The 17844-nt window shown below is 67.4% G+C and carries 17 protein-coding genes and 3 pseudogenes; 3 read left to right on the forward strand and 17 right to left on the reverse strand.

Annotated elements, in window-relative coordinates:
• Positions 1-191 precede the first annotated feature (191 nt).
• The 14 genes and pseudogenes from K3M35_RS08780 to K3M35_RS08845 form a co-directional block, all read right to left on the reverse strand.
• Positions 192-698, reverse strand: a pseudogene (locus K3M35_RS08780) (transposase); the annotation flags it as partial.
• Positions 699-980: 282 nt separating this feature from the next.
• Positions 981-1592, reverse strand: a complete 612-nt coding sequence (locus K3M35_RS08785) for a hypothetical protein (protein ID WP_060652516.1) — start codon at positions 1590-1592, stop codon at positions 981-983.
• Positions 1593-1644: 52 nt separating this feature from the next.
• Positions 1645-1986, reverse strand: a complete 342-nt coding sequence (locus tag K3M35_RS26110) for a lipopolysaccharide assembly protein LapA domain-containing protein (RefSeq protein WP_232333413.1) — start codon at positions 1984-1986, stop codon at positions 1645-1647.
• A 261-nt stretch (positions 1987-2247) separates the two neighbouring features.
• Positions 2248-2400, reverse strand: a complete 153-nt coding sequence (locus K3M35_RS08795; RefSeq protein ID WP_019290544.1) for a hypothetical protein — start codon at positions 2398-2400, stop codon at positions 2248-2250.
• A gap of 8 nt (positions 2401-2408) precedes the next feature.
• Complete coding sequence (locus K3M35_RS08800; protein ID WP_006550812.1) at positions 2409-2627, reverse strand: hypothetical protein; 219 nt, start codon at positions 2625-2627, stop codon at positions 2409-2411.
• A 521-nt stretch (positions 2628-3148) separates the two neighbouring features.
• Positions 3149-3565 (reverse strand): annotated as a pseudogene (locus tag K3M35_RS08805) (response regulator).
• A gap of 346 nt (positions 3566-3911) precedes the next feature.
• The gene (locus tag K3M35_RS08810) at positions 3912-5159 is read right to left on the reverse strand and encodes a cation:proton antiporter (protein WP_220666306.1); all 1248 of its coding nucleotides are present in this window, start codon (positions 5157-5159) and stop codon (positions 3912-3914) included.
• 89 nt (positions 5160-5248) lie between these two features.
• Positions 5249-5548 (reverse strand): YrhK family protein, encoded by a 300-nt coding sequence (locus tag K3M35_RS08815; protein ID WP_019290542.1) that lies wholly within the window; start codon positions 5546-5548, stop codon positions 5249-5251.
• 166 nt (positions 5549-5714) lie between these two features.
• Positions 5715-5898, reverse strand: a pseudogene (locus tag K3M35_RS08820) (IS256 family transposase); the annotation flags it as partial.
• A gap of 252 nt (positions 5899-6150) precedes the next feature.
• Complete coding sequence (locus K3M35_RS08825) at positions 6151-6633, reverse strand: hypothetical protein (RefSeq protein WP_024102475.1); 483 nt, start codon at positions 6631-6633, stop codon at positions 6151-6153.
• A gap of 27 nt (positions 6634-6660) precedes the next feature.
• A complete protein-coding gene (locus K3M35_RS08830) occupies positions 6661-8253 on the reverse strand; it encodes a glycosyltransferase family 87 protein (protein WP_220666307.1) in 1593 nt (530 codons plus the stop codon).
• 9 nt (positions 8254-8262) lie between these two features.
• Positions 8263-10902 (reverse strand): transglycosylase domain-containing protein, encoded by a 2640-nt coding sequence (locus K3M35_RS08835; RefSeq protein ID WP_217580265.1) that lies wholly within the window; start codon positions 10900-10902, stop codon positions 8263-8265.
• Positions 10903-11425: 523 nt separating this feature from the next.
• A complete protein-coding gene (locus K3M35_RS08840; protein ID WP_153811623.1) occupies positions 11426-11602 on the reverse strand; it encodes a hypothetical protein in 177 nt (58 codons plus the stop codon).
• Positions 11603-11617: 15 nt separating this feature from the next.
• The gene (locus tag K3M35_RS08845; protein ID WP_172414849.1) at positions 11618-12040 is read right to left on the reverse strand and encodes a DUF5318 domain-containing protein; all 423 of its coding nucleotides are present in this window, start codon (positions 12038-12040) and stop codon (positions 11618-11620) included.
• A gap of 232 nt (positions 12041-12272) precedes the next feature.
• Here K3M35_RS08845 and K3M35_RS08850 point away from each other — a divergent pair, with 232 nt between their 5' ends.
• Positions 12273-12830, forward strand: a complete 558-nt coding sequence (locus tag K3M35_RS08850) for a PadR family transcriptional regulator (RefSeq protein ID WP_006550821.1) — start codon at positions 12273-12275, stop codon at positions 12828-12830.
• On the forward strand, positions 12823-13923 hold the full coding sequence (locus K3M35_RS08855) for an inositol-3-phosphate synthase (protein ID WP_006550822.1): 1101 nt from the start codon (positions 12823-12825) through the stop codon (positions 13921-13923). Before K3M35_RS08850 ends, K3M35_RS08855 begins: the two co-directional genes overlap by 8 nt.
• A gap of 88 nt (positions 13924-14011) precedes the next feature.
• On the opposite strand, the gene K3M35_RS08860 is transcribed toward K3M35_RS08855, so the two are convergent.
• Genes K3M35_RS08860 through K3M35_RS08870 form a run of 3 tightly spaced genes read right to left on the reverse strand, consistent with a single transcriptional unit; the run spans position 14012 to position 17089 of the window.
• Complete coding sequence (locus tag K3M35_RS08860; RefSeq protein ID WP_217579378.1) at positions 14012-14770, reverse strand: SDR family oxidoreductase; 759 nt, start codon at positions 14768-14770, stop codon at positions 14012-14014.
• On the reverse strand, positions 14767-15840 hold the full coding sequence (locus K3M35_RS08865) for a phosphotransferase family protein (protein ID WP_006550824.1): 1074 nt from the start codon (positions 15838-15840) through the stop codon (positions 14767-14769). The genes K3M35_RS08860 and K3M35_RS08865 overlap by 4 nt, the downstream gene beginning before the upstream one ends.
• 16 nt (positions 15841-15856) lie before the next feature.
• Positions 15857-17089, reverse strand: a complete 1233-nt coding sequence (locus K3M35_RS08870; RefSeq protein ID WP_006550825.1) for an acyl-CoA dehydrogenase family protein — start codon at positions 17087-17089, stop codon at positions 15857-15859.
• An 81-nt stretch (positions 17090-17170) separates the two neighbouring features.
• Between K3M35_RS08870 and K3M35_RS08875 the strand changes: the two genes are divergently transcribed.
• Positions 17171-17758, forward strand: a complete 588-nt coding sequence (locus K3M35_RS08875) for a TetR/AcrR family transcriptional regulator (protein WP_024102478.1) — start codon at positions 17171-17173, stop codon at positions 17756-17758.
• Positions 17759-17844: the final 86 nt, after the last annotated feature.

A 17844-nucleotide genomic window follows, 5' to 3' on the forward strand; every position in this document is an offset into this window, starting at 1 on the left:
CAGGTGCACGGACCCGCCGGATGTTCCTGCTGCAGCGAGTGATCCGGTCTTCGACAGTGCCGCGGCACCGCTGAACCGATCCTCGACGGATGGGCTCAGAGACGGCAGTTCCACCGCCGCACCGGTATCGGCGATGTCCCACAGCGGCAAACCATTCGACCGTCCTCCGCCGCCCGAGTTGGCTCCTTTCGTTAGTGCGTGAGTGAGGACCCCGAAATCCGTTCGAGCAGTCCTTGTAGGTCGGCGTCGACCTGCGGTGGGAAGATGTGTCGGGTGCCGTTGATCGCGATGGTCGCCGACCGCAGCGGACGCAGCAGTTTGACGACCTTGACGATCGCGAGACCGCTGCGTTCCTGCACCACCCGGGAGACCGCCAATGCCGCGAACACCACCGTCAGGTGCGCCTCGATCGCATCGCGGGTGCGGTGGAAGATCGGCCGGGCCCGCAGATCCGTCTTCGACATCCGGAACGACTGTTCGACATGCCACAACTCGTGATACTTGCCGATGATCTCGCTCGGATCCATCAGGGAGACAGGAAGGTTGGTGACGTAACCTTTCAGGCCGACGAGCATCCTGGCGCGTTCGAGCGAGGCAGTGTCCAGCCGCCGGCCCTTCGCGGTGACTGTCACAAACCGTGCGGACTTCGGCGCGGCGTCCCCGTCGACTACGGCCCGGGTGCGGGCTTCCTGGGCCGCCCGCCGACAACGGGCGTGGCCCGGATGTGCATGTTCATGTTCGCCTACGAACCCGATGGTCGGTGCTCGGGCTGAGAACTCCGCTCGGCCGATGCCGGGGTGGGTCGTGCCGGTGGGTCGAGGCAGTTGTCGCTGTGCCGGGATTCCTGGGTGCGTTCCTGAATCAGGGGGCGACGTCGATGACCACACGGACCGGGTCATCGAGGGCGTACACCGCGAAGGGCAGGACCGCATCGGTGTGAGAATGGTTGAGAATTCCTGTCGTGCAGAGACGTCGAGATATCAAGGGCTCGCCGGCTGGGGCGGGAGCGGCCGCTCGGTGGGCAGCGGTTCGTTCGGGGTCCAGGCGTCGAAGGGCACCTCGAAGGTGACCGTGCCGGCTCGTTCGAAGGTGAAGGTCACCGGGTGGGTCAGGCCGGGGCGGATCGCTTCGGCGGGGAATCGGCCGCGCACCGTCAGAGGTCGATCCGGTGCCGTGGTCGGTCGGAGTTGTTCGATGGGTTCTCCGGCGGCCAGGGAACTGCCGGGCAGAAGTTCGCGTACCTGATCGGAGGCATCGAGTGTCAACTCTCCGGCGGGGGAGTCGATCGAGACGAGCCGGTCGGGGGTGGAGGACTGGTTGATGACGGTGAAGGAGAGTGTGACCTGTCCGTATCGGGGGACGGCTGGATCGGTGGGTTCGGCCTCGAAGTACACATTGCGCAGCAGCAGGTCGCCGAGTTCGGCGTTGGTGCCGTTGATGGCGGCCTGCTGGGTATCGGTTTGGGTGATCTGCCCTGCCCCACATGCGACGAGCAGGGGCGCCGTCAACGCGAGAACGAGGAGCGACCAGGCGCGGCGACGCGCGGCCGAGATGCGGTGGGTGTGTAGGCGATGTCGTGCAGGGGGTTCCACAGGGTCTCCTTTCGTCGTGATCGACCGGGCGTCGGTTCGGACGTTCGCCGGATCACTGCGCTTTGCGGTAGGCGTGGCGCAGCTGCCAGATCCGGGCGCCGCCGATCACCGCGGCGATCAGCAGTCCCGCCAGAGCTGCGAACAGTAGCGCCACGCCCAGCGGGAGGGTGAAATTCCAGCCGAAGAAGGCAATGGCGGTGCGTTCGGTGTTCTGCAGGATGAACACCAGCAGCGCGATGGTGACCACAGCTCCTACTGTCAGTGCCACCAGCATCCGGCCGGTGCGGGTCGGTTCGACCGCTCCAGCTGCGGGTGCGGTGTGGTCTGCGGACCCGGTGGGGGTTGGGTCGGCGTCACCGGAACGCCGGGCGGGGTGTGAGTTGTGGGTACGCATGATCGGTTTCTCTCTTCATCGGTCCGAAGCAGGCACCAGGGCGATCCCGTGGGTGGTCAGAATGTGCCGAGGGTGCCCTGCCACACGGCCACGAGGAGGTAGATGGCGACAGCGAGGGGATAGTAGGGATTCATCGATGTTCCTCAGCATGCTTTACATGGGCCGCACGGGGCGATGTGACATCACTGCTGCGAGGCAGTGTGAGGGGTCGAGATCTCGAGGGGTGCTCGACATGGGCGCCACGCGCTGTCCGAGGCCAGTTCAGTGCGGTTCGGTGGAGGTGTTCGGCCGTGTGTCGCCGACCGTGGTGTCGCGCTCGGGCCGGTCTGCTGAGGTCGGCGCGTACATGCGGTCCAGGTGCAGCTTGATCCATTCGGTGGCCACGGTCCGGGGGAGAAAGAAGTGCGAGTTCATGATCCTGCTCAGCTGGTGGGTTGCGGATACTCGCAGTCCACGGTCGGGTTGATTCCCATGTAGTTCAGGGGTCCGGCCACGATGGTTACGGCGATGGTGCCGACGCTGGCGCAGTTGGTCGAGGCGTCACCGTAGTATCCGCGTTGTCCTGCGGCGACGGCGCCGATGATCAACCAGATCAGTATCAGGAGGCTGAGCAGGCCGGATAGACGGCTTCTGGTTCGCATCGTGTGCTCCTGTCCACGAAAGCGGCGGCATCGCGCACGGTGCTCGGTCCGCCGTCCCAACCCGATGTGTGCTGTGTGCGGGACTGGGTGCTCGATCCGATCGGCGTTACCCGGCGGGTGCGCCCTCCGATACGCTGTTCGTTGCGGCGAAGCAACTGTTGCGATCTATGGTGCATCGTGAAATCGGCGGTGGATCTTACGCTTTCGTTTCTACGGTCCACCCTAGTAACGCGGTGGAGGCGTGCCAAGGCAGGAGGGAGGATGTGGGTTGATGGTTATGCGATTGCAATCACTCGGTGCGGTCCGGGTCAATTCGTGCCCGGAATGATCCGTCCCTCTCACGACAGGGCTACCGGTCACGCTCCTCGAGGCCGCGGGCAGAAAGGGTGTGCGCGTAGCGGCGATCGCGGTGACCTCAGCCCAGGCAGCGGCCTGGTTCGCCTCGTCCCGTCCGCCGCCACGTTCGACGAGCCGGAAGGCGAGCGTTGCGGTGATCTCAACTCTGCGCCGGCCGCTCGGACTCAGAGCGTGCTGGGTGTGGGAGGGTGGCCGGGTAGCCGCACCACATGCAAGAAAGAGTTGTCGATCTTGCGGATCACGTCGGCGAACTGATCGAAGTCGACGGGTTTGGTGATGCAGGCGTTGGCGTGCAGCCGGTAACTGCGTAGCAAGTCTTCTTCGGCTGCGGAGGAGGTCAGCCAGCACCTCACGGCCATCGCGGCTGGGGAGATTCAAATCGAGCAGGACCAGATCCGGGCGGAGCGCATCTCTGTACAGGCCCCGTGGCGGTGCAGGAACCGCAAGGCTTGCTCGCCAGTGCGCACCACGTGCACCGCATTGGTGATCTTGTGGTCGGCAAAAGCGTCCCGGGTCCTCAACTCGTCTTCGGGATCGTCTTCGACAAGCAGAACGACAATGGGATCGGCAGGATCAGTCATCGTGTCTGCCTCCCGGTGGAAAGGACACAGCAGGGTGCACACACTTGGTCGACGGTACGTCACCACCGGCGCAGTTGTCCTGGATGCCCACGCCAGTGAGGATACGAAATCCGGGAATCGCGCGCGCTTGACAGTAGGTCATCCTCAACGGCCGCGGAGCCGAGCGTCCGACCGTGCCGGCAGATCCTCCCGGCGATCGACCAGATGATTCGGCACACCCAGCGGCTCAGCGTGCCCAGCCCCTGGGGATGCCACAACGTTGCATAGATGTCCCGCAACGCCCCTGCGATGAGTGCCGGGGGGTTCCCCCTGCGCCGAGCGCACTGAGTAACCACGTCATTGCCGTCTACCTCCGGTCCCTATCAGGGGCCGGTTGCACGCGATCGCCTTGTCCTGCTCCGGCCCGGATGTAGAGTTTGCGTCCCGCCGCGCCGGTGAGACCGAACGCGACCGTGCTTGCGGTCAGCACGAGCGTGCCGGCGCCGAGCACGGCGTCGTCGACGCCGAGGCGTTCGGCTTCCATCGTCAGATAGAACAATGCGGATACCCCCACCGGCCCGAACCAGCCGAGATACACCGCGTCGCGCAGCGGTAGGTGCAGTGGCCGTCGCAACAACAGTACGACCGGGATCCGCCGCAGAAGCAGGACAGCGACCACCAGGGCGGGTGCCTTCCAGCCCAGCTCGGCCCACTGTTGCCACGGCAGGGCGGCGCCGAGCAGGAAGAACAACGGCAGGACTGCGAACCTGTTGACGGCCTCGTCGATCTCGACTTCGGAAGTCCGTTCGGCGCCGGTGCCGACGGCGTTGAAGGCCAGGCCGCCGACGAATACGGCGAGCACCCCGTCGACGTGCAGCAGACCGGCCACGCCGAGGATGCCCAGGGCAAGCACAACGGTGAATAACAGGGCCGGGCCGTGTGCGGTGGCGCCGTGCTTGTCACCCAGTCGCAGTGCTGCACCGCCGACGGCGCCGAGGAGTGCGCCGGCGACCAGGGCGCCGAGGACCTGCCACAGTGATTCGGTGACCGCCGCACCGGCGCTGAGTGGGCCGGCGACCGCGATCGCGGCGACCACCAGTGGCAGCGCCAGGCCGTCGTTCGCGGCGGATTCGAGCGAGAGCAGCTGTCGGTCCCGGGCAGGAAGGTCACGTTCTGCAAGATCGCCGGTGACCACATTCGAGGCCAGCACCGGATCGGTGGGACAGATCGCGGTGCCGAACAGCAGCGCCGCGGCCAACGGTAAACCGGCCATCGCCCATCCGAGTCCGGCCGAGATCGCCGCCATCGCGGGCATGACGATCAACAGCAACACGGCCAGTGCGCGGCGGTGGCGACGCACCGCGGCGATGGGATAACGCAACGCAACCGCCATGACGGACACGGCCAGCAGGATCCGGGCGAGTTCATGGAACAGACCGTGCTCGACCGTCACCGGTGCAATCGGCAACGCATCGAGCAGTTGGGGACCGAGCAGTACCCCGGCAAGCAGACCGAGTAGGGGTTCGGACAACGGCAGGCGTCGCATCGTCGAGGAAATCGCTGCCACGACCACGCCGAGCGCGCCGACCACGGCGAGAACGACATCGATGTGCATGACCGTCGCATTCCCGGATCGACCTCTGGCAATCCTGCACGGCTCAACGAGCGGGCTCGTGCGCGGATCGCGGACCCAGATCGGGACGGTCAGTAGTCGTAGTCACCGCCGGTGGCGCCGGAGTGATGTCCCAGCCGTCGCAGATGAGTGCGCCGGCTCAGGCGGATCACAGGCCGGGCGAGAAAATCGAGCGAGCCGAGCAAGAACAGCCAGGTGCCGGCGGTCTGGGTGGAGTCGAAGAAGAACAACACGCTGCCGACGGTGAAGAACACCGCGATCAGGACGTCGTTGACGATCGAGGCTGTCTCGTACCGGTTGTCGATCACGACCTGCTCCCGGCCGACGGACAGTCGCAGCGACGGATCTGCGTGGGTGCGATCGGTGGCCATGGCCGGGCGAGTACCCGCGTGCAGGTGCGGGTACGCCCGACGAATGTGGTTCGGCAGCTGGTCCGATCCGATGCCTGTGGTGCGCGTCGGTGCGGCCGCCTATCTCTGGCTGGTAGTTCGTACTGCGAATCTCGGCAAAACGAACCCTGGCCAAACTCAACGCCTGCGTGGTGCGGGTGGCGGTGCGCTCATACCGGCCGGCACCGAGTTTGTCGGTGGCCTCGGCTTCGATCAGCGCCTGCAGGCCTGCAGGCCGGTGCGGATCAGTTCGGCGAACACGCTGGCGCTGTCGGCGCCGGTGAGTGCGTCGAGCTGAGCGAGCAGGGCAGGGCAGGATGATCGTGGGTCATCGCGTAGCTGCTTTCTGTGAGTCACTGTGGTAGGTAACTCGTTGATCACTACGCGATGGCCCACCCCCCGGTGAGGGATCGACACGCCGTGGACCTGTCCGGATGTCCTCACCAGATTCCCACCATTCCCCGGGACTTACCCCGCCCGCGAGAAGGAAGTTCTGCTCACCTGACTGGCAGCGGACTCGAAGACCGAAGCGGCGAGGCGGCTGTTCATCTCGCACCCGTGGATGTGGACTCTGTCCACCCGGTTCAGGCCGCGCGCAGGGAACTCAGCGCCGCGTGCTGCTCGACACCGACCCGTCCCGGCGCCACGGCGAGCGCCACCGCGGTCTGCCACGAGTCGAGACCCACGATGGTGCGCAGGATGAGGATCTCCTGCTGGAGTCGGGTCAGAGGGAAGGCCCGCGGGCTCGCGAACTCGGCATCGGCCGCGTCGGCGACCAGCGTGTAGGCCAACCGCAGGAAAGGCCGGTCGGCTCCGGACGGCGCGGTGAGCTCGGCGAGAATCGCACGGCAGGCGGCCAGGGCGAGACGATCGGCGTCGGCGAAGGTACCTCCGGCGGCTTTCGCACGGGCCCGGAAGTAGGCGATCACGAGCGGATGCAGGTCGCGCAGAAGTCGTGGGATCGCGGTGGCGTCGCCGCTCGCGACCGTCCACGCCAACTCACACGTCGTGAACTGTGAGGCGGTGACATCCGTCCCCGCTCCGAATCCCCGTCCGCCGCTCGCCATTGTCCCCCCTCGTGCTCGTTCCCGAGCCTAGGGGACCGACGAAGTCTCCGACATCCCTCGTTCGGATGATTCTTCTCTTGTGACCCGATGGTGAGCAGGTCGCAACCTGGCGGGCAGCCATCGTGGCGGACGGTCGGGAGCCTGGTCGAGCACACCACCGACGGGATCGTCGACGAAGCCGTACCGCACGGGATCCCGCACCGGACGCCGGATCTGCCACAGCACAACCGCGCACAGTGCCACGACGGCGACGTCGCGCAGGAAGACCGTGGCGGTGAACCACTGCTCCGGCAGCCCCTTCCGATCGGGACCGAGGTAGTAGTACATGCGCGGAACCCACACCAGCGCATCGATCGTCATCCAGGCGACCAGTGCGCGCCGGTGGGGTACGGCCAGCACGGCGAGCGGCACGAGCCACAGCGAATACTGCGGACTCCACACCTTGTTCGTGAGCAGGAAGGCCGCGACGAGAAGGAAACACAGCTGCGCGAGGCGGGGACGGCGCGGCGCGGTGAGCCCGATCCACCCGATCGCGGCGCAGGCCGCGGCGAACAACACGAGCGAGACCCCATTGAAGGTCGAGGCCGACCAGGCCGGCCAGCCCACGAACGAGTGCAGCACGTTGTAGATCGAATCCGGATCCGCTCCGCGATCGGAGTTGAGTCGGAAGAACTCCGCCCACCCGCTCGGGTACAGCACCATGATCGGCAGGTTCACCACTAGCCACGCCGCGGCGGCCGCTCCCGCGGTGCGGGCAAACGACCGCAGGTGGCCGGTCCGCAGGCACAGCACCAGCAGCGGACCGAGCAACAGCAAGGGATACAACTTCGTCGCCGCACCGAGGCCGAGCAGGACGCCGGCGAGAACCGGTCGACGGCGGGCCCACGCCAGCAGACCACCCGCGGCGAAGGCCGTGGCCAGGGCATCGAAGTTCGTGAAGGCGTGCACCACGACCAGTGGTGACGCCGCGACGAGCGCGGCGTCCCAGATCCTGCGGCCCGCCGACATCGCGGTGGCCCACACCGTGACGAGCCAGGCGAGCGCGAGACCGACCGCGACGACGGCGAAGTAGATCGCGACCTGCAGTGCATCGGGGAGCCACGGTGTGGCGTCCCACGCCTTCGCGATGCGCATCGAACCGTACTGGTAGAGCCCCGCGAGCACCGGATACTCCATGTACCGGGTCTGCATCTGCCCGTCCGGGCCGGGTTCCTCCCACGACGTCCGGTACGGGAAGGCGCCTTCGGCGAGCCGTTCGGCACCGTAGAGCGGAACGATGTCGGAATAACACATCGCCACGTACTGCCGGTTGCCGCTCCAGTCCAGGCCGAGCGCGCCGTCGGGACCGACGGGTCCCTGCTGGACGCAGGCCGCCTTCGTGAACCAGCCGAAGGCGAGGAAGACGACCGCGAGCAGCAACATCGCCCGCAGGGGAGTGAAGAAGCGGGTGCGCCCGAGCACGGCGTGCCGGCCCGCCGGACCGCCGATGACGGCGGTCAGGCGCGACACCGTCGGGTCGGTACGCCCGGGGGTGTCGCGCCAATCCAGGGAACGACGATCCTCGGCCGGTGGTGCAGCGGACACCACCGGCCGGGCGTCGGATCCCCGGTCGTCGCTCACGCGGCGAGGCTACCCGGCCGGAGCGTATTCGAACGCGCCCTGGGGACTACCGCCCTGCGCGCCCTGGAATCCGCCTCCCTGCGCGCCCGGGATCGCGGGGCTCTCGAGTCCCGGGATGCGGTTCTGCGGAGGCGATCCACCCTCGTCGGAGTCGTCGCCGGTACCACCGCCGGTTCCGCCGCCGGTATCCTCGCTCTCTTCCTCCTGACCGCCGTTACCGGGACGGGAGGGCGCGTTCTGGGTGGTCGTCTGCGGGGCGACACCCGGAACGGGGATGGTGACGCCGGGGAAGATCTCCACGTTCTGCGTGGTGATCTCCGGAACCTCGGGAAGACTCGGCACGACACGCGAGGTGGTGGTCTGCTCACGGGTGGCCGGAGCTGTCGTCGACGCGGTCCACGCCGGCACGCCGGAGACACCGGCGATCGGTTCCGGCTTCGGGAACGACTCGACCTCGGTGCCTTCGAGAGCGCCGTCCATCGTGTCCTTCCAGATGTCCGACGGGATACCCGAGCCGTAGATCATGCCGCCCCAGCTGTTCTCGAGGGGCAGGCCCTCCTCGGTGCCGACCCACACCGCGGTCGACAGCGACGGGGTGTAACCGACCATCCACGCGTCCTTGTTGGAGCCGGTGTCGCCGAGCTGAGCGGTACCGGTCTTCGACGCGGACGGACGGCCGCCGGCCAGGGCGTGGCCGTTCGAGTACGCGGCGATCGGGGTCATCGCGGAAGTGGTGTTGTCGGCCACCGCCGCGTCGACGACCTGCTCACCGGCAGGGGTGCCACGGTCGAGGAGCACCTCGCCGTCGGACGTCACGACCTTCTGCACGAAGTACGGCTCGTGATGACGGCCGGACGCCGCGAGCGTGGCGTACGCCGAGGCCATGTCGAGCACGCGCGACTGGTACTGGCCCAGCACGATGCCGTAGTTGGGGCCGACGCCCCCCGGCTCGGTGAGCGTCTCACCGATGCCCGGCAGTTCCTTCGCGACACCCAGCTTGTGCGCCATGTCGGCGATGGCCTGCGGGCCGTTGTCCATCTCGAGCATCATCCGGTAGAAGCTCGTGTTCAGCGACCGCTTGAGCGCTTCGGCGATGGTGCACTGCCCGCACGACTCGCCCTCGACGTTGCCGATCTTGATGCCGTTGACCGTCAGCGGACCGCTGTCGTAGGTCTGCGACAACGGCACGCCCTGGTCGAGGTTGGCGGCCAGGCCGAACACCTTGAACGACGAACCCGTCTGCAGACCGGACTGGGCGAAGTCGTAACCGACACCGCTCTCCCCGCCGTAGTAGGCGCGGATCGCCCCGGACCGGGGATCGACCGACACCACCGCGGTACGCAACTCCTCGGGTTCGCCCTCGAGATTGCTCTGCGCCGCCTCGACCGCCGACTGCTGGGCCTGGGGGTCGATCGTCGTGGTGATCTGGAGACCGGCCGTATTGAGGAGGTTCTCGTCGATGCCCTCGCGGGCCAACTCGGCGAGCACCTGGTTCTTGATCAGACCTTCGGGGCCGGACGACTGGTCGCCGTTGTCGAGCTCAGCGATCGGCACGTAGGCCGGGTACTTCATACCCGACCGTTCGGCGGCATCGAGCGTGCCGGCGGCGACCATGCCGTCGAGCACGTAGTTCCAGCGCGCCTCCGCACCCTCGGGGTTCTGCTCGGGATCGAGCAGCGACGGCAACTGGATCGACGACGCGAGCACGGCGCCCTCCTCGACGGTGAGCTCACCGACGGGCTTGCCGAAGTACGCGTTCGACGCCGCTGCGATGCCGTAGGCACCGCGACCGAAGTAGATGGTGTTGAGGTAGGCCGCGAGGATGTCGTCCTTGGCCCACTGGTTCGCCATCTTCGTCGACAGCACCAGCTCCTTGAGCTTTCGCGTCAACGTCCGCTCGGAACCGACGACGGCGACCTTCACGTACTGCTGGGTGATGGTCGAACCACCACCGGCGCTGTCGCGGCCGAGCACGTTGTCGCGGGCGGCACGCGCGAAGCCGGTGACCGAGAAGCCGGGATTGCTGTAGAAATCGCGGTCCTCGGCGGCGAGCACGGCGTTGCGGACGTGCACGGGGATCGCGTCGAGTTCGACCTCGGTGCGGTTGCCCTCCGGTGGGATCACCTTCGTGATGACACCCTGGCCGTCGGAGTTGAAGATGGTCGCGGCCTGGTTCGTCTGCAGCTCACCGGGGCGCGGCACGTCCTGGACGATGTACGCCAGCATGAACATGAGGATCGGGACGAGGATGCCGGCGGCGACCACGCCGTAACCGATCCGGCGGATCGTGCGCCAGCGGTTGCTCTTGCCGTCGCCCTTTCCACCCCCGGCGCCGCCACCCGAACCGCCACCGGGCGGAACCGTGGGAGGTCCGCCTGCGGGCGGGCCACCGGCAACGCGCGTCGTGGGTGCATCGTCCGCAGCACTCGCACTCTTTGCAGCACTCGCACCGACTGCAGCGCTCGCCGCGGAGACCCGCTGCGTCGGGGCATCCGCTCCGGGACGCTGTACACCTGCCGCGTCCGCTCCGGGACGCTGCGCACCTGCCGCGTCCGCTCCGGGACGCATGGCGACGGTCGGATCGGCCTGCGGCGTGCGCTGGACGGGAGGCACCGCGCCGGGCGGCAACGTGCCGGGACGCGGCGGCATCGACTGGTTGGGGTTACGCGGCTGGTTGGCGCCCGGGGCGGGCACCGGTCCGCGCGGTGGGTACGGCTGTCCCGGTCGGCCCTGCTGGGGGCCCGGTCCCTGCCCCTGACCGGGAGCCGGAGGACGCTGTCCCTGGCCGGGGGACTGAGGGCGCTGTCCCTGGACGGGGGCTTGAGGACGCTGTCCCTGACCGGGAGCCTGGGGCGGGTACGGCGGCCGGCTGCCGGGGCGCGGCGGTTGCTGACCTGCGGGACCACCGGGCTGTCCGCCCGGTCGGCCCGGCTGGCCCTGTGCTCCCGGCTGACCCTGCGGGCGCGGTTGCGGCGGCAACGGACGACCCTGCACCGGGCCCTGGGCAGGGCGCTGCTGTCCCGGAGCGGGCTGTCCCGGACCCGGCTGTCCCTGACCGGCACCGGCAGGAGGACCGGGACGTTGCTGCCCGGGTTGCGGTCCGGCGGGACCGCTGCGCTGGGGCGGGACGGCCTTGTTGTCCTCGGGTTCGTTGTCGGGGGAACTCACGTACTCATCTCCAACTGTTCTCGCGACGCATCACGCCGCGGCCTCGACACTGCTCCACGAAGAGCCGATCGGCGATGCCGACGGACGGCAGTCGATCGACGATGTGCGCAGCGGACGACGCGACGATCAGGTCGTGCGGGTCGGACCCAGGAGCGAACTCCACGAGAAAGCGTACGGGCACGTTGCCGGTACCCCTTCACTCGCTGGCGGTACGACGGCTCGATCCCGTCGACCGGCGACGCGGGCTCTTGGGTGCTGGTTGCGATCCCAGGACGTACGACTGCACCAGGTGATTCCAGCTGCAGGTGCGGCACACCTCGACCACGTGAACCGAGAATTCCTCCTGGCTGGCGGCCAGACGCACCAACTCTTCGGGGGTGCGCGCCGACCCGGACACCGGACCGAGTTTGTCGCCGAAGACCCACGAGACAAGAGTCAACTGCTCCTTACGGCAGATGGGGCACATCACATCGCTGCCCCGGCCGTGAAATTTCGCCGCCCGCAGCAGATAGGGGCTCGCGTCGCAGACCTCGCTGACTCCGCGTCGCCCCGAGTAGACCTCTGCGAGCAGCGAGCGCCGCTGCAACGCGTAGTCCACCACCTGCCGCTGAATTCGCACGGCTTCCAGAGTACGTGCGGGCGATGCGGCGAGGGGCGGGGAGTGGCCCACTGGACATCGAAGACGGGTGGTCGAGGTGGCACCGACGCATGTCCGATCGGGTCCGGAGAAGGGTGCCCGCCCGCAACCGGACGTGACACGAACCGTATGGGGCGTATCGTCGTATATATCGGCGCGATATAGTTCCGTGTCGTATCAATCGGTTGGTTCGAACGGAAACAGGAGGTGACCCGTGCTAGAACTGGCGATACTCGGGCTCCTCCTCGAATCGCCCATGCACGGCTACGAGCTGCGCAAGCGTCTGACCGGGCTCCTCGGAGCCTTCCGCGCCTTCTCCTACGGGTCGCTCTATCCGACTCTGCGGAGAATGCAGGCGGACGGCCTCATCGAAGAGGATCCGGGAATTCCCGGTCCCGTGAAACGACGTGCCCGCCGCGTCTATCAGCTCACCCCGAAGGGTCGAGAACGCTTCACCGAGCTGGTCGCCGACACGGGACCGCAGAACTACACCGATGACGGATTCGGCGTGCACCTCGCCTTCTTCGGTCGCACTCCCGCCGAAGCGCGGATGCGAATTCTCGAAGGCAGGCGCCGCCAGGTCGAGGAGCGCAGAGAAGCGCTCCGCGATGCGATCGGACGGGCCAGCGGCACACTCGATCGTTACACCCGTCAGCTCCATCAGCTCGGCCTCGAGTCCAGCGAGCGCGAAGTGCGCTGGCTCAACGAACTCATCGCCGCCGAGCAGTCGTCAGCAGCACGCAACAAAGAAGGAGAACCCGACCATGGGTGAGAACAGCACCGCGGTGCGCGTGGCCATTGTGGGCGTGGGGAACTGTGCCTCTTCCCTGGTCCAGGGCGTCGAGTACTACAAGGATGCGGACGCCGAGACCACCGTCCCCGGCCTGATGCACGTCGAATTCGGTCCCTACCACGTGCGCGACGTCCAGTTCGTCGCCGCGTTCGACGTGGATGCCAAGAAGGTCGGCTTCGACCTGTCCGAGGCGATCCTCGCGAGCGAGAACAACACCATCAAGATCGCCGATGTGCCGCCGCTCGGCGTGCCCGTGCAGCGCGGCCACACGCTCGACGGCATCGGCAAGTACTACGCCGAGACCATCGAGCTGTCCGACACCGAGCCCGTCGACGTGGTTCAGGCGCTCAAGGACGCCCAGGTCGACGTTCTCGTCTCCTACCTCCCCGTGGGTTCCGAAGAGGCCGACAAGTTCTACGCGCAGTGCGCCATCGACGCGGGCGTCGCCTTCGTCAACGCTCTCCCCGTGTTCATCGCCTCCGACCCCGAGTGGGCGCAGAAGTTCACCGACGCCGGTGTCCCGATCGTCGGCGACGACATCAAATCGCAGGTCGGCGCCACCATCACCCACCGCGTGATGGCAAAGCTGTTCGAGGACCGCGGTGTCGTGCTCGACCGCACGTACCAGCTCAACGTCGGCGGCAACATGGACTTCAAGAACATGCTCGAGCGCGAGCGTCTGGAGTCGAAGAAGGTCTCCAAGACCCAGGCCGTCACGTCGAACCTCAACGGCCCCCTCGCCGGCAAGGTCCACGACCGCGACGTGCACATCGGCCCCTCCGACTACGTGCAGTGGCTCGACGACCGCAAGTGGGCATACGTCCGCCTGGAGGGTCGCGCCTTCGGTGACGCCCCGCTGAACCTCGAGTACAAGCTCGAGGTCTGGGACTCCCCGAACTCGGCCGGCATCATCATCGACGCCATCCGCGCGGCGAAGATCGCCAAGGACCGCGGCATCGGCGGCCCGATCCTCCCGGCTTCGGCATACCTGATGAAGTCCCCGCCGGTCCAGATGGCCGACGATTCCGCTCGTGCCCAGCTCGAGGCGTTCATCATCGGAGCCGACGCGTAAGTCGTTCTCCGGCAGTATTTCCGGCGAAGGCCGCATCCCTCACGTGGGATGCGGCCTTCGCCGTTGCCGCTGTGGGTTCCGGACCCGCCTACGCCATCTTCCGGATCACCGACAGCGGCAGCACCTTCATCGCGTAGCCGAGCGGAATCCACGGCCAGCCCGGCACGTACGCCTTGGCCGGTTCCTTCTCGATCGCAGCCGCCAGTGCGCGACAACCTGTTTCGGTGTCGACGATGAACGGGACCTTCTTCACCTTCTCGTTGATCTCCGACCGGATGTATCCCGGGAAGATCGTGCTCACCGAGATGTCGGTGTCGGCGAGGTCGGCCCGCATCCCCTCACCGAGCGAGGCGACGGCGGCCTTCGACGCGGCGTAGGTCGTCAGGTTGCGCGGCATGCCCCGCACCGCGCTCATGGACGAGATGAGGACGACGTGCCCGCGCCCACGGGGCCGCATGAGCTCGAGGGCCGCTTCGCTCTGCGCCAGTGCACCGAGGAAGTTGGTGTTCGCCGTCTGGGCGTTCGCGCGGAAGTAGCCGGTACCGAGCGGTTGTCCCTTGCCGAGGCCGGCGTTGACGATCACCCGATCGAGACCACCGAGCTCCTCGTCGAACTCGCGGAAGACGGTGAACACGTCGTCGTGCTTGTTCACATCGAGAGCGCGCACGCTCACGGTGATGCCCGGGTACGCGGCGAGCAGTTCGTCCCGCAGCTCCTCGAGCCGTTCGACGCGCCGAGCGGCGAGCGCGAGATTCCTTCCTCGCGCGCCGAATTCACGCGCCATTCCGGCACCGAGGCCGGAACTCGCACCGGTGATGAGGATGTTCCGTCGCTGCGGGCGGCTCATCGGCTCTCCTTCTCGTATCGATCGATCAATGCACTGCAACGGGATTCGAGATAGCCGACCACGATCCAGAAGTCCTTGAAGGCAGGATTGGAGGTGTGGCCGTGGTGATAGCGGTAGTAGATCTGCTGGGCGATCACGGCGAGGCGGAACAGTCCGAACACCTCGTAGAATCCCCAACCGTCCACCGGCAGTCCGGTTCGCTCGGAATAGTATTCGACGATCTCCTGACGAGTGAGCATGCCGGGGAGATCGGACGGCTGTCGCTTCGTCAGCAGCAGCATGTCGTCGTCGTCCGCCTGGACCCAGTAGGCGAGCGACGAGCCGAGGTCCATCAGGGGGTCGCCGATGGTGGCCAGCTCCCAGTCGAGGACCGCGACCGGATTCAGCGGATCGTTCTCGTCGAGGACGATGTTGTCGAGCCGGAAGTCGCCGTGGATCACGGTCTGCGCGACGTCCTGCGGCTGCCGAGCCGCCAACCACTCGGTGACACGGGCGAAGTCGGGGACGTTGTCGGTGCGGGCCTTGGCGTAGCGCGACGTCCAGCCCGCGACCTGCCGTGCGACGTAACCGGATCCGCGACCCAGTTCGGACAGTCCTGCGGACTCCGGATCGATGCCGTGCAGTTCGACGAGCAGATCGACGATGCGCAGGCACAGGGTGCGGGTATCCGCTTCGGAGAGGTCGAGTTGCGTGGGCGGATTCGTCCGCAGGATGGTTCCGGGAACGCGGTCCATGACGTAGAAGTCGCTGCCGAGCACGCTGTGATCGGTGCACAGGCCGATCATGGTGGGCACGTAGGGGTAGACCGGTGCGAGCATCGACTGGATGCGGTACTCGCGTGCCATGTCGTGACCGGACGACGGCTTCGCCCCGGCCGGCGGCCGGCGCAGCACGAGATCGCGATCCGGATAGCGCAGCAGGTAGGTCAGGTTGGATGCGCCGCCGGAGAACTGGCGGACCTCCGGCACTCCGGTGATGCCGGCGTGCTCGGCGAGCCAGGCCGCGACCGCGTCGACGTCGAAGGCGTCCTCCTCGCGAACGGTGCGGGCGTTGTCGGGAAGTGTGGTCATCGTCGAAATCTCCCTCTCACGCGTACTTGCCGAGTTCGAACCGGGCGACGAGCCCCTGGTGCACCTCGTCGGGTCCGTCGGCGAGACGCAGTGCTCGCGCCGCCGTCCACGCACCGGCGAGGGGGAAGTCGTCGGAAAGCCCGCCACCACCGTGGATCTGGATGGCGAAGTCGACGATCTGCTGGGTGACGCGCGGTGCGACGACCTTGATCTCCGAGACCGCCGAGCGCGCTCCGGCGAGTCCCTGCGTGTCGAGCAGCCAGGCCGCGTGCAGGACGAGCAGCCGCAGTTGGTTGATCGCGATACGGGCGTCGGCGATGCGTTCGCGGTTGCCACCGAGGTTGATGATCGGCTTGCCGAAGGCGGTGCGCTCGAGGCCGCGGCGACACGCGAGTTCGAGGGTGTGCTCGGCCAGCCCGACGAGGCGCATGCAGTGGTGGATGCGGCCGGGACCGAGCCGGCCCTGGGCGATCTCGAATCCTCGTCCGGGACCGGCGATGACGGCATCGAGCGGCAGTCGCACGTCGGTGAACGACACCTCGCCGTGGCCGCCGGGCTCGTCGAAGAAGCCCATCGTCGGGAGCATGCGTTCGACCTTCACGCCGGGGGTGTCGAAGGGCACGAGGACCATCGAATGTCGCTGGTACTTGTGGGCTTCCGGATCGGTCAGGCCCATGAAGATGAGCACCTTGCAGTCGGGATGGCCGACGCCGGTGCTCCACCACTTACGGCCGTTGAGCACGATCTCGTCGCCCTCGACCACGGCGGTCGCGGCCATGTTCGTCGCGTCCGACGACGCGACCTCGGGTTCGGTCATACAGAAGGCCGAACGGATCTCACCGTCGAGGAGCGGGCGCAGCCACTGTTCCTTCTGCGCCTCGCTGCCGTAATGGTAGAGGACCTCCATGTTGCCGGTGTCGGGGGCGTCGCAGTTGAACACCGCGGAGGCGAACTGCGAGCGGCCCATCTCCTCGGCGAGCGGGGCGTATTCGATGTTCGACAGTCCGGCACCGAGTTCGGCGTCGGGCAGGAAGAGGTTCCACAGGCCCTCGGCGCGGGCCTTGCGCTGCAGCTCGCGGAATTCGGGGGAGACGGCCCACCTCTCGGCGGCGTCGATGTCGCGTCGTCCCTCGCCCGGGGTGCGTCGCTCGGCCCGCAGTCGCTGTTCGACGGGCGTGACCTCGGCGACGATGAACGCTCGGAGGCGTTCGAGATAGTCGCGACTGCGCTCGGACTGTGCGAAATCCATCGGGTGCCTTCCGTCGAGTTCGACCGGGAATCTGCCCGGTCGGGCGGTCGTAACTGAGCGATGCTCAGTTAGGCTATCGGTGTGAGCACCCCGCGACAAGAGGCGTCCAAAGGACGGCGTCGCCTGCCACCCGAGGAACGTCGCCGGCAACTCGTGGCGATCGGGCTGCAGGAGCTGTCGACGCGCCCGATCCACGCCCTGTCGATCGACCGCGTCGCCGAGATCGCCGGCATCTCCCGCGGCCTGCTGTTCCGCTACTTCCCCACGAAGCAGGACTTCTACGTCGCCGTCGTCGGCGCCGCATCACGCCGGTTGCTCCGCGCGGCGGATCCCGATCCGGACGAGCAGGATCCCCTCCGGGCGGTGCTGCACCCGTTCGTGTCGTTCATCGACCGCCACGGCGACAACTACCAGACGTTCTTCCACAGCGGCGTCGGCTCCGACCCTCAGATCCGCGACATCCACGACTCGATGCGCGACACCATGGTCGAGCGGGTCGTCGCGGCGCTGGGCTGCGATGACACCCCCGTCACCCGCATGCGGCTGCGGGCGTGGTGGGCGTTCGTGGAGTCGCTGGCCATCGACCGGTTCCGCGAAGGCACACCGAGCGTCGACGAGGTCGTCGACTGTTCGGCCGCGCTGCTGCCGACGGTGCTGGCCGGGCCGTAGACCCGAACCGCCTCGACGACGAAGGGGAGGTTGTGTGCGTTCCCGGACGGGAACACGCACACGACCTCCCCTCGATGGGTGGAGTG

It is taken from the genome of Rhodococcus sp. DMU2021 (assembly GCF_019641445.1).
Taxonomy (GTDB): Bacteria; Actinomycetota; Actinomycetes; order Mycobacteriales; family Mycobacteriaceae; genus Rhodococcus; species Rhodococcus pyridinivorans.

Excerpts from the sequence above, each read along its gene's own strand:
- K3M35_RS26110 (WP_232333413.1), bottom strand. The coding sequence starts at position 1,986 with ATGCGTACCCACAACTCACACCCCGCCCGGCGTTCCGGTGACGCCGAC.
- K3M35_RS08795 (WP_019290544.1), bottom strand. The coding sequence starts at position 2,400 with ATGAACTCGCACTTCTTTCTCCCCCGGACCGTGGCCACCGAATGGATC.
- K3M35_RS08800 (WP_006550812.1), bottom strand. The coding sequence starts at position 2,627 with ATGCGAACCAGAAGCCGTCTATCCGGCCTGCTCAGCCTCCTGATACTG.
- K3M35_RS08810 (WP_220666306.1), bottom strand. The coding sequence starts at position 5,159 with ATGCACATCGATGTCGTTCTCGCCGTGGTCGGCGCGCTCGGCGTGGTC.
- K3M35_RS08815 (WP_019290542.1), bottom strand. The coding sequence starts at position 5,548 with ATGGCCACCGATCGCACCCACGCAGATCCGTCGCTGCGACTGTCCGTC.
- K3M35_RS08825 (WP_024102475.1), bottom strand. The coding sequence starts at position 6,633 with ATGGCGAGCGGCGGACGGGGATTCGGAGCGGGGACGGATGTCACCGCC.
- K3M35_RS08835 (WP_217580265.1), bottom strand. The coding sequence starts at position 10,902 with ATGCCGCCGCGTCCCGGCACGTTGCCGCCCGGCGCGGTGCCTCCCGTC.
- K3M35_RS08855 (WP_006550822.1), top strand. The coding sequence starts at position 12,823 with ATGGGTGAGAACAGCACCGCGGTGCGCGTGGCCATTGTGGGCGTGGGG.
- K3M35_RS08860 (WP_217579378.1), bottom strand. The coding sequence starts at position 14,770 with ATGAGCCGCCCGCAGCGACGGAACATCCTCATCACCGGTGCGAGTTCC.
- K3M35_RS08865 (WP_006550824.1), bottom strand. The coding sequence starts at position 15,840 with ATGACCACACTTCCCGACAACGCCCGCACCGTTCGCGAGGAGGACGCC.
- K3M35_RS08870 (WP_006550825.1), bottom strand. The coding sequence starts at position 17,089 with ATGGATTTCGCACAGTCCGAGCGCAGTCGCGACTATCTCGAACGCCTC.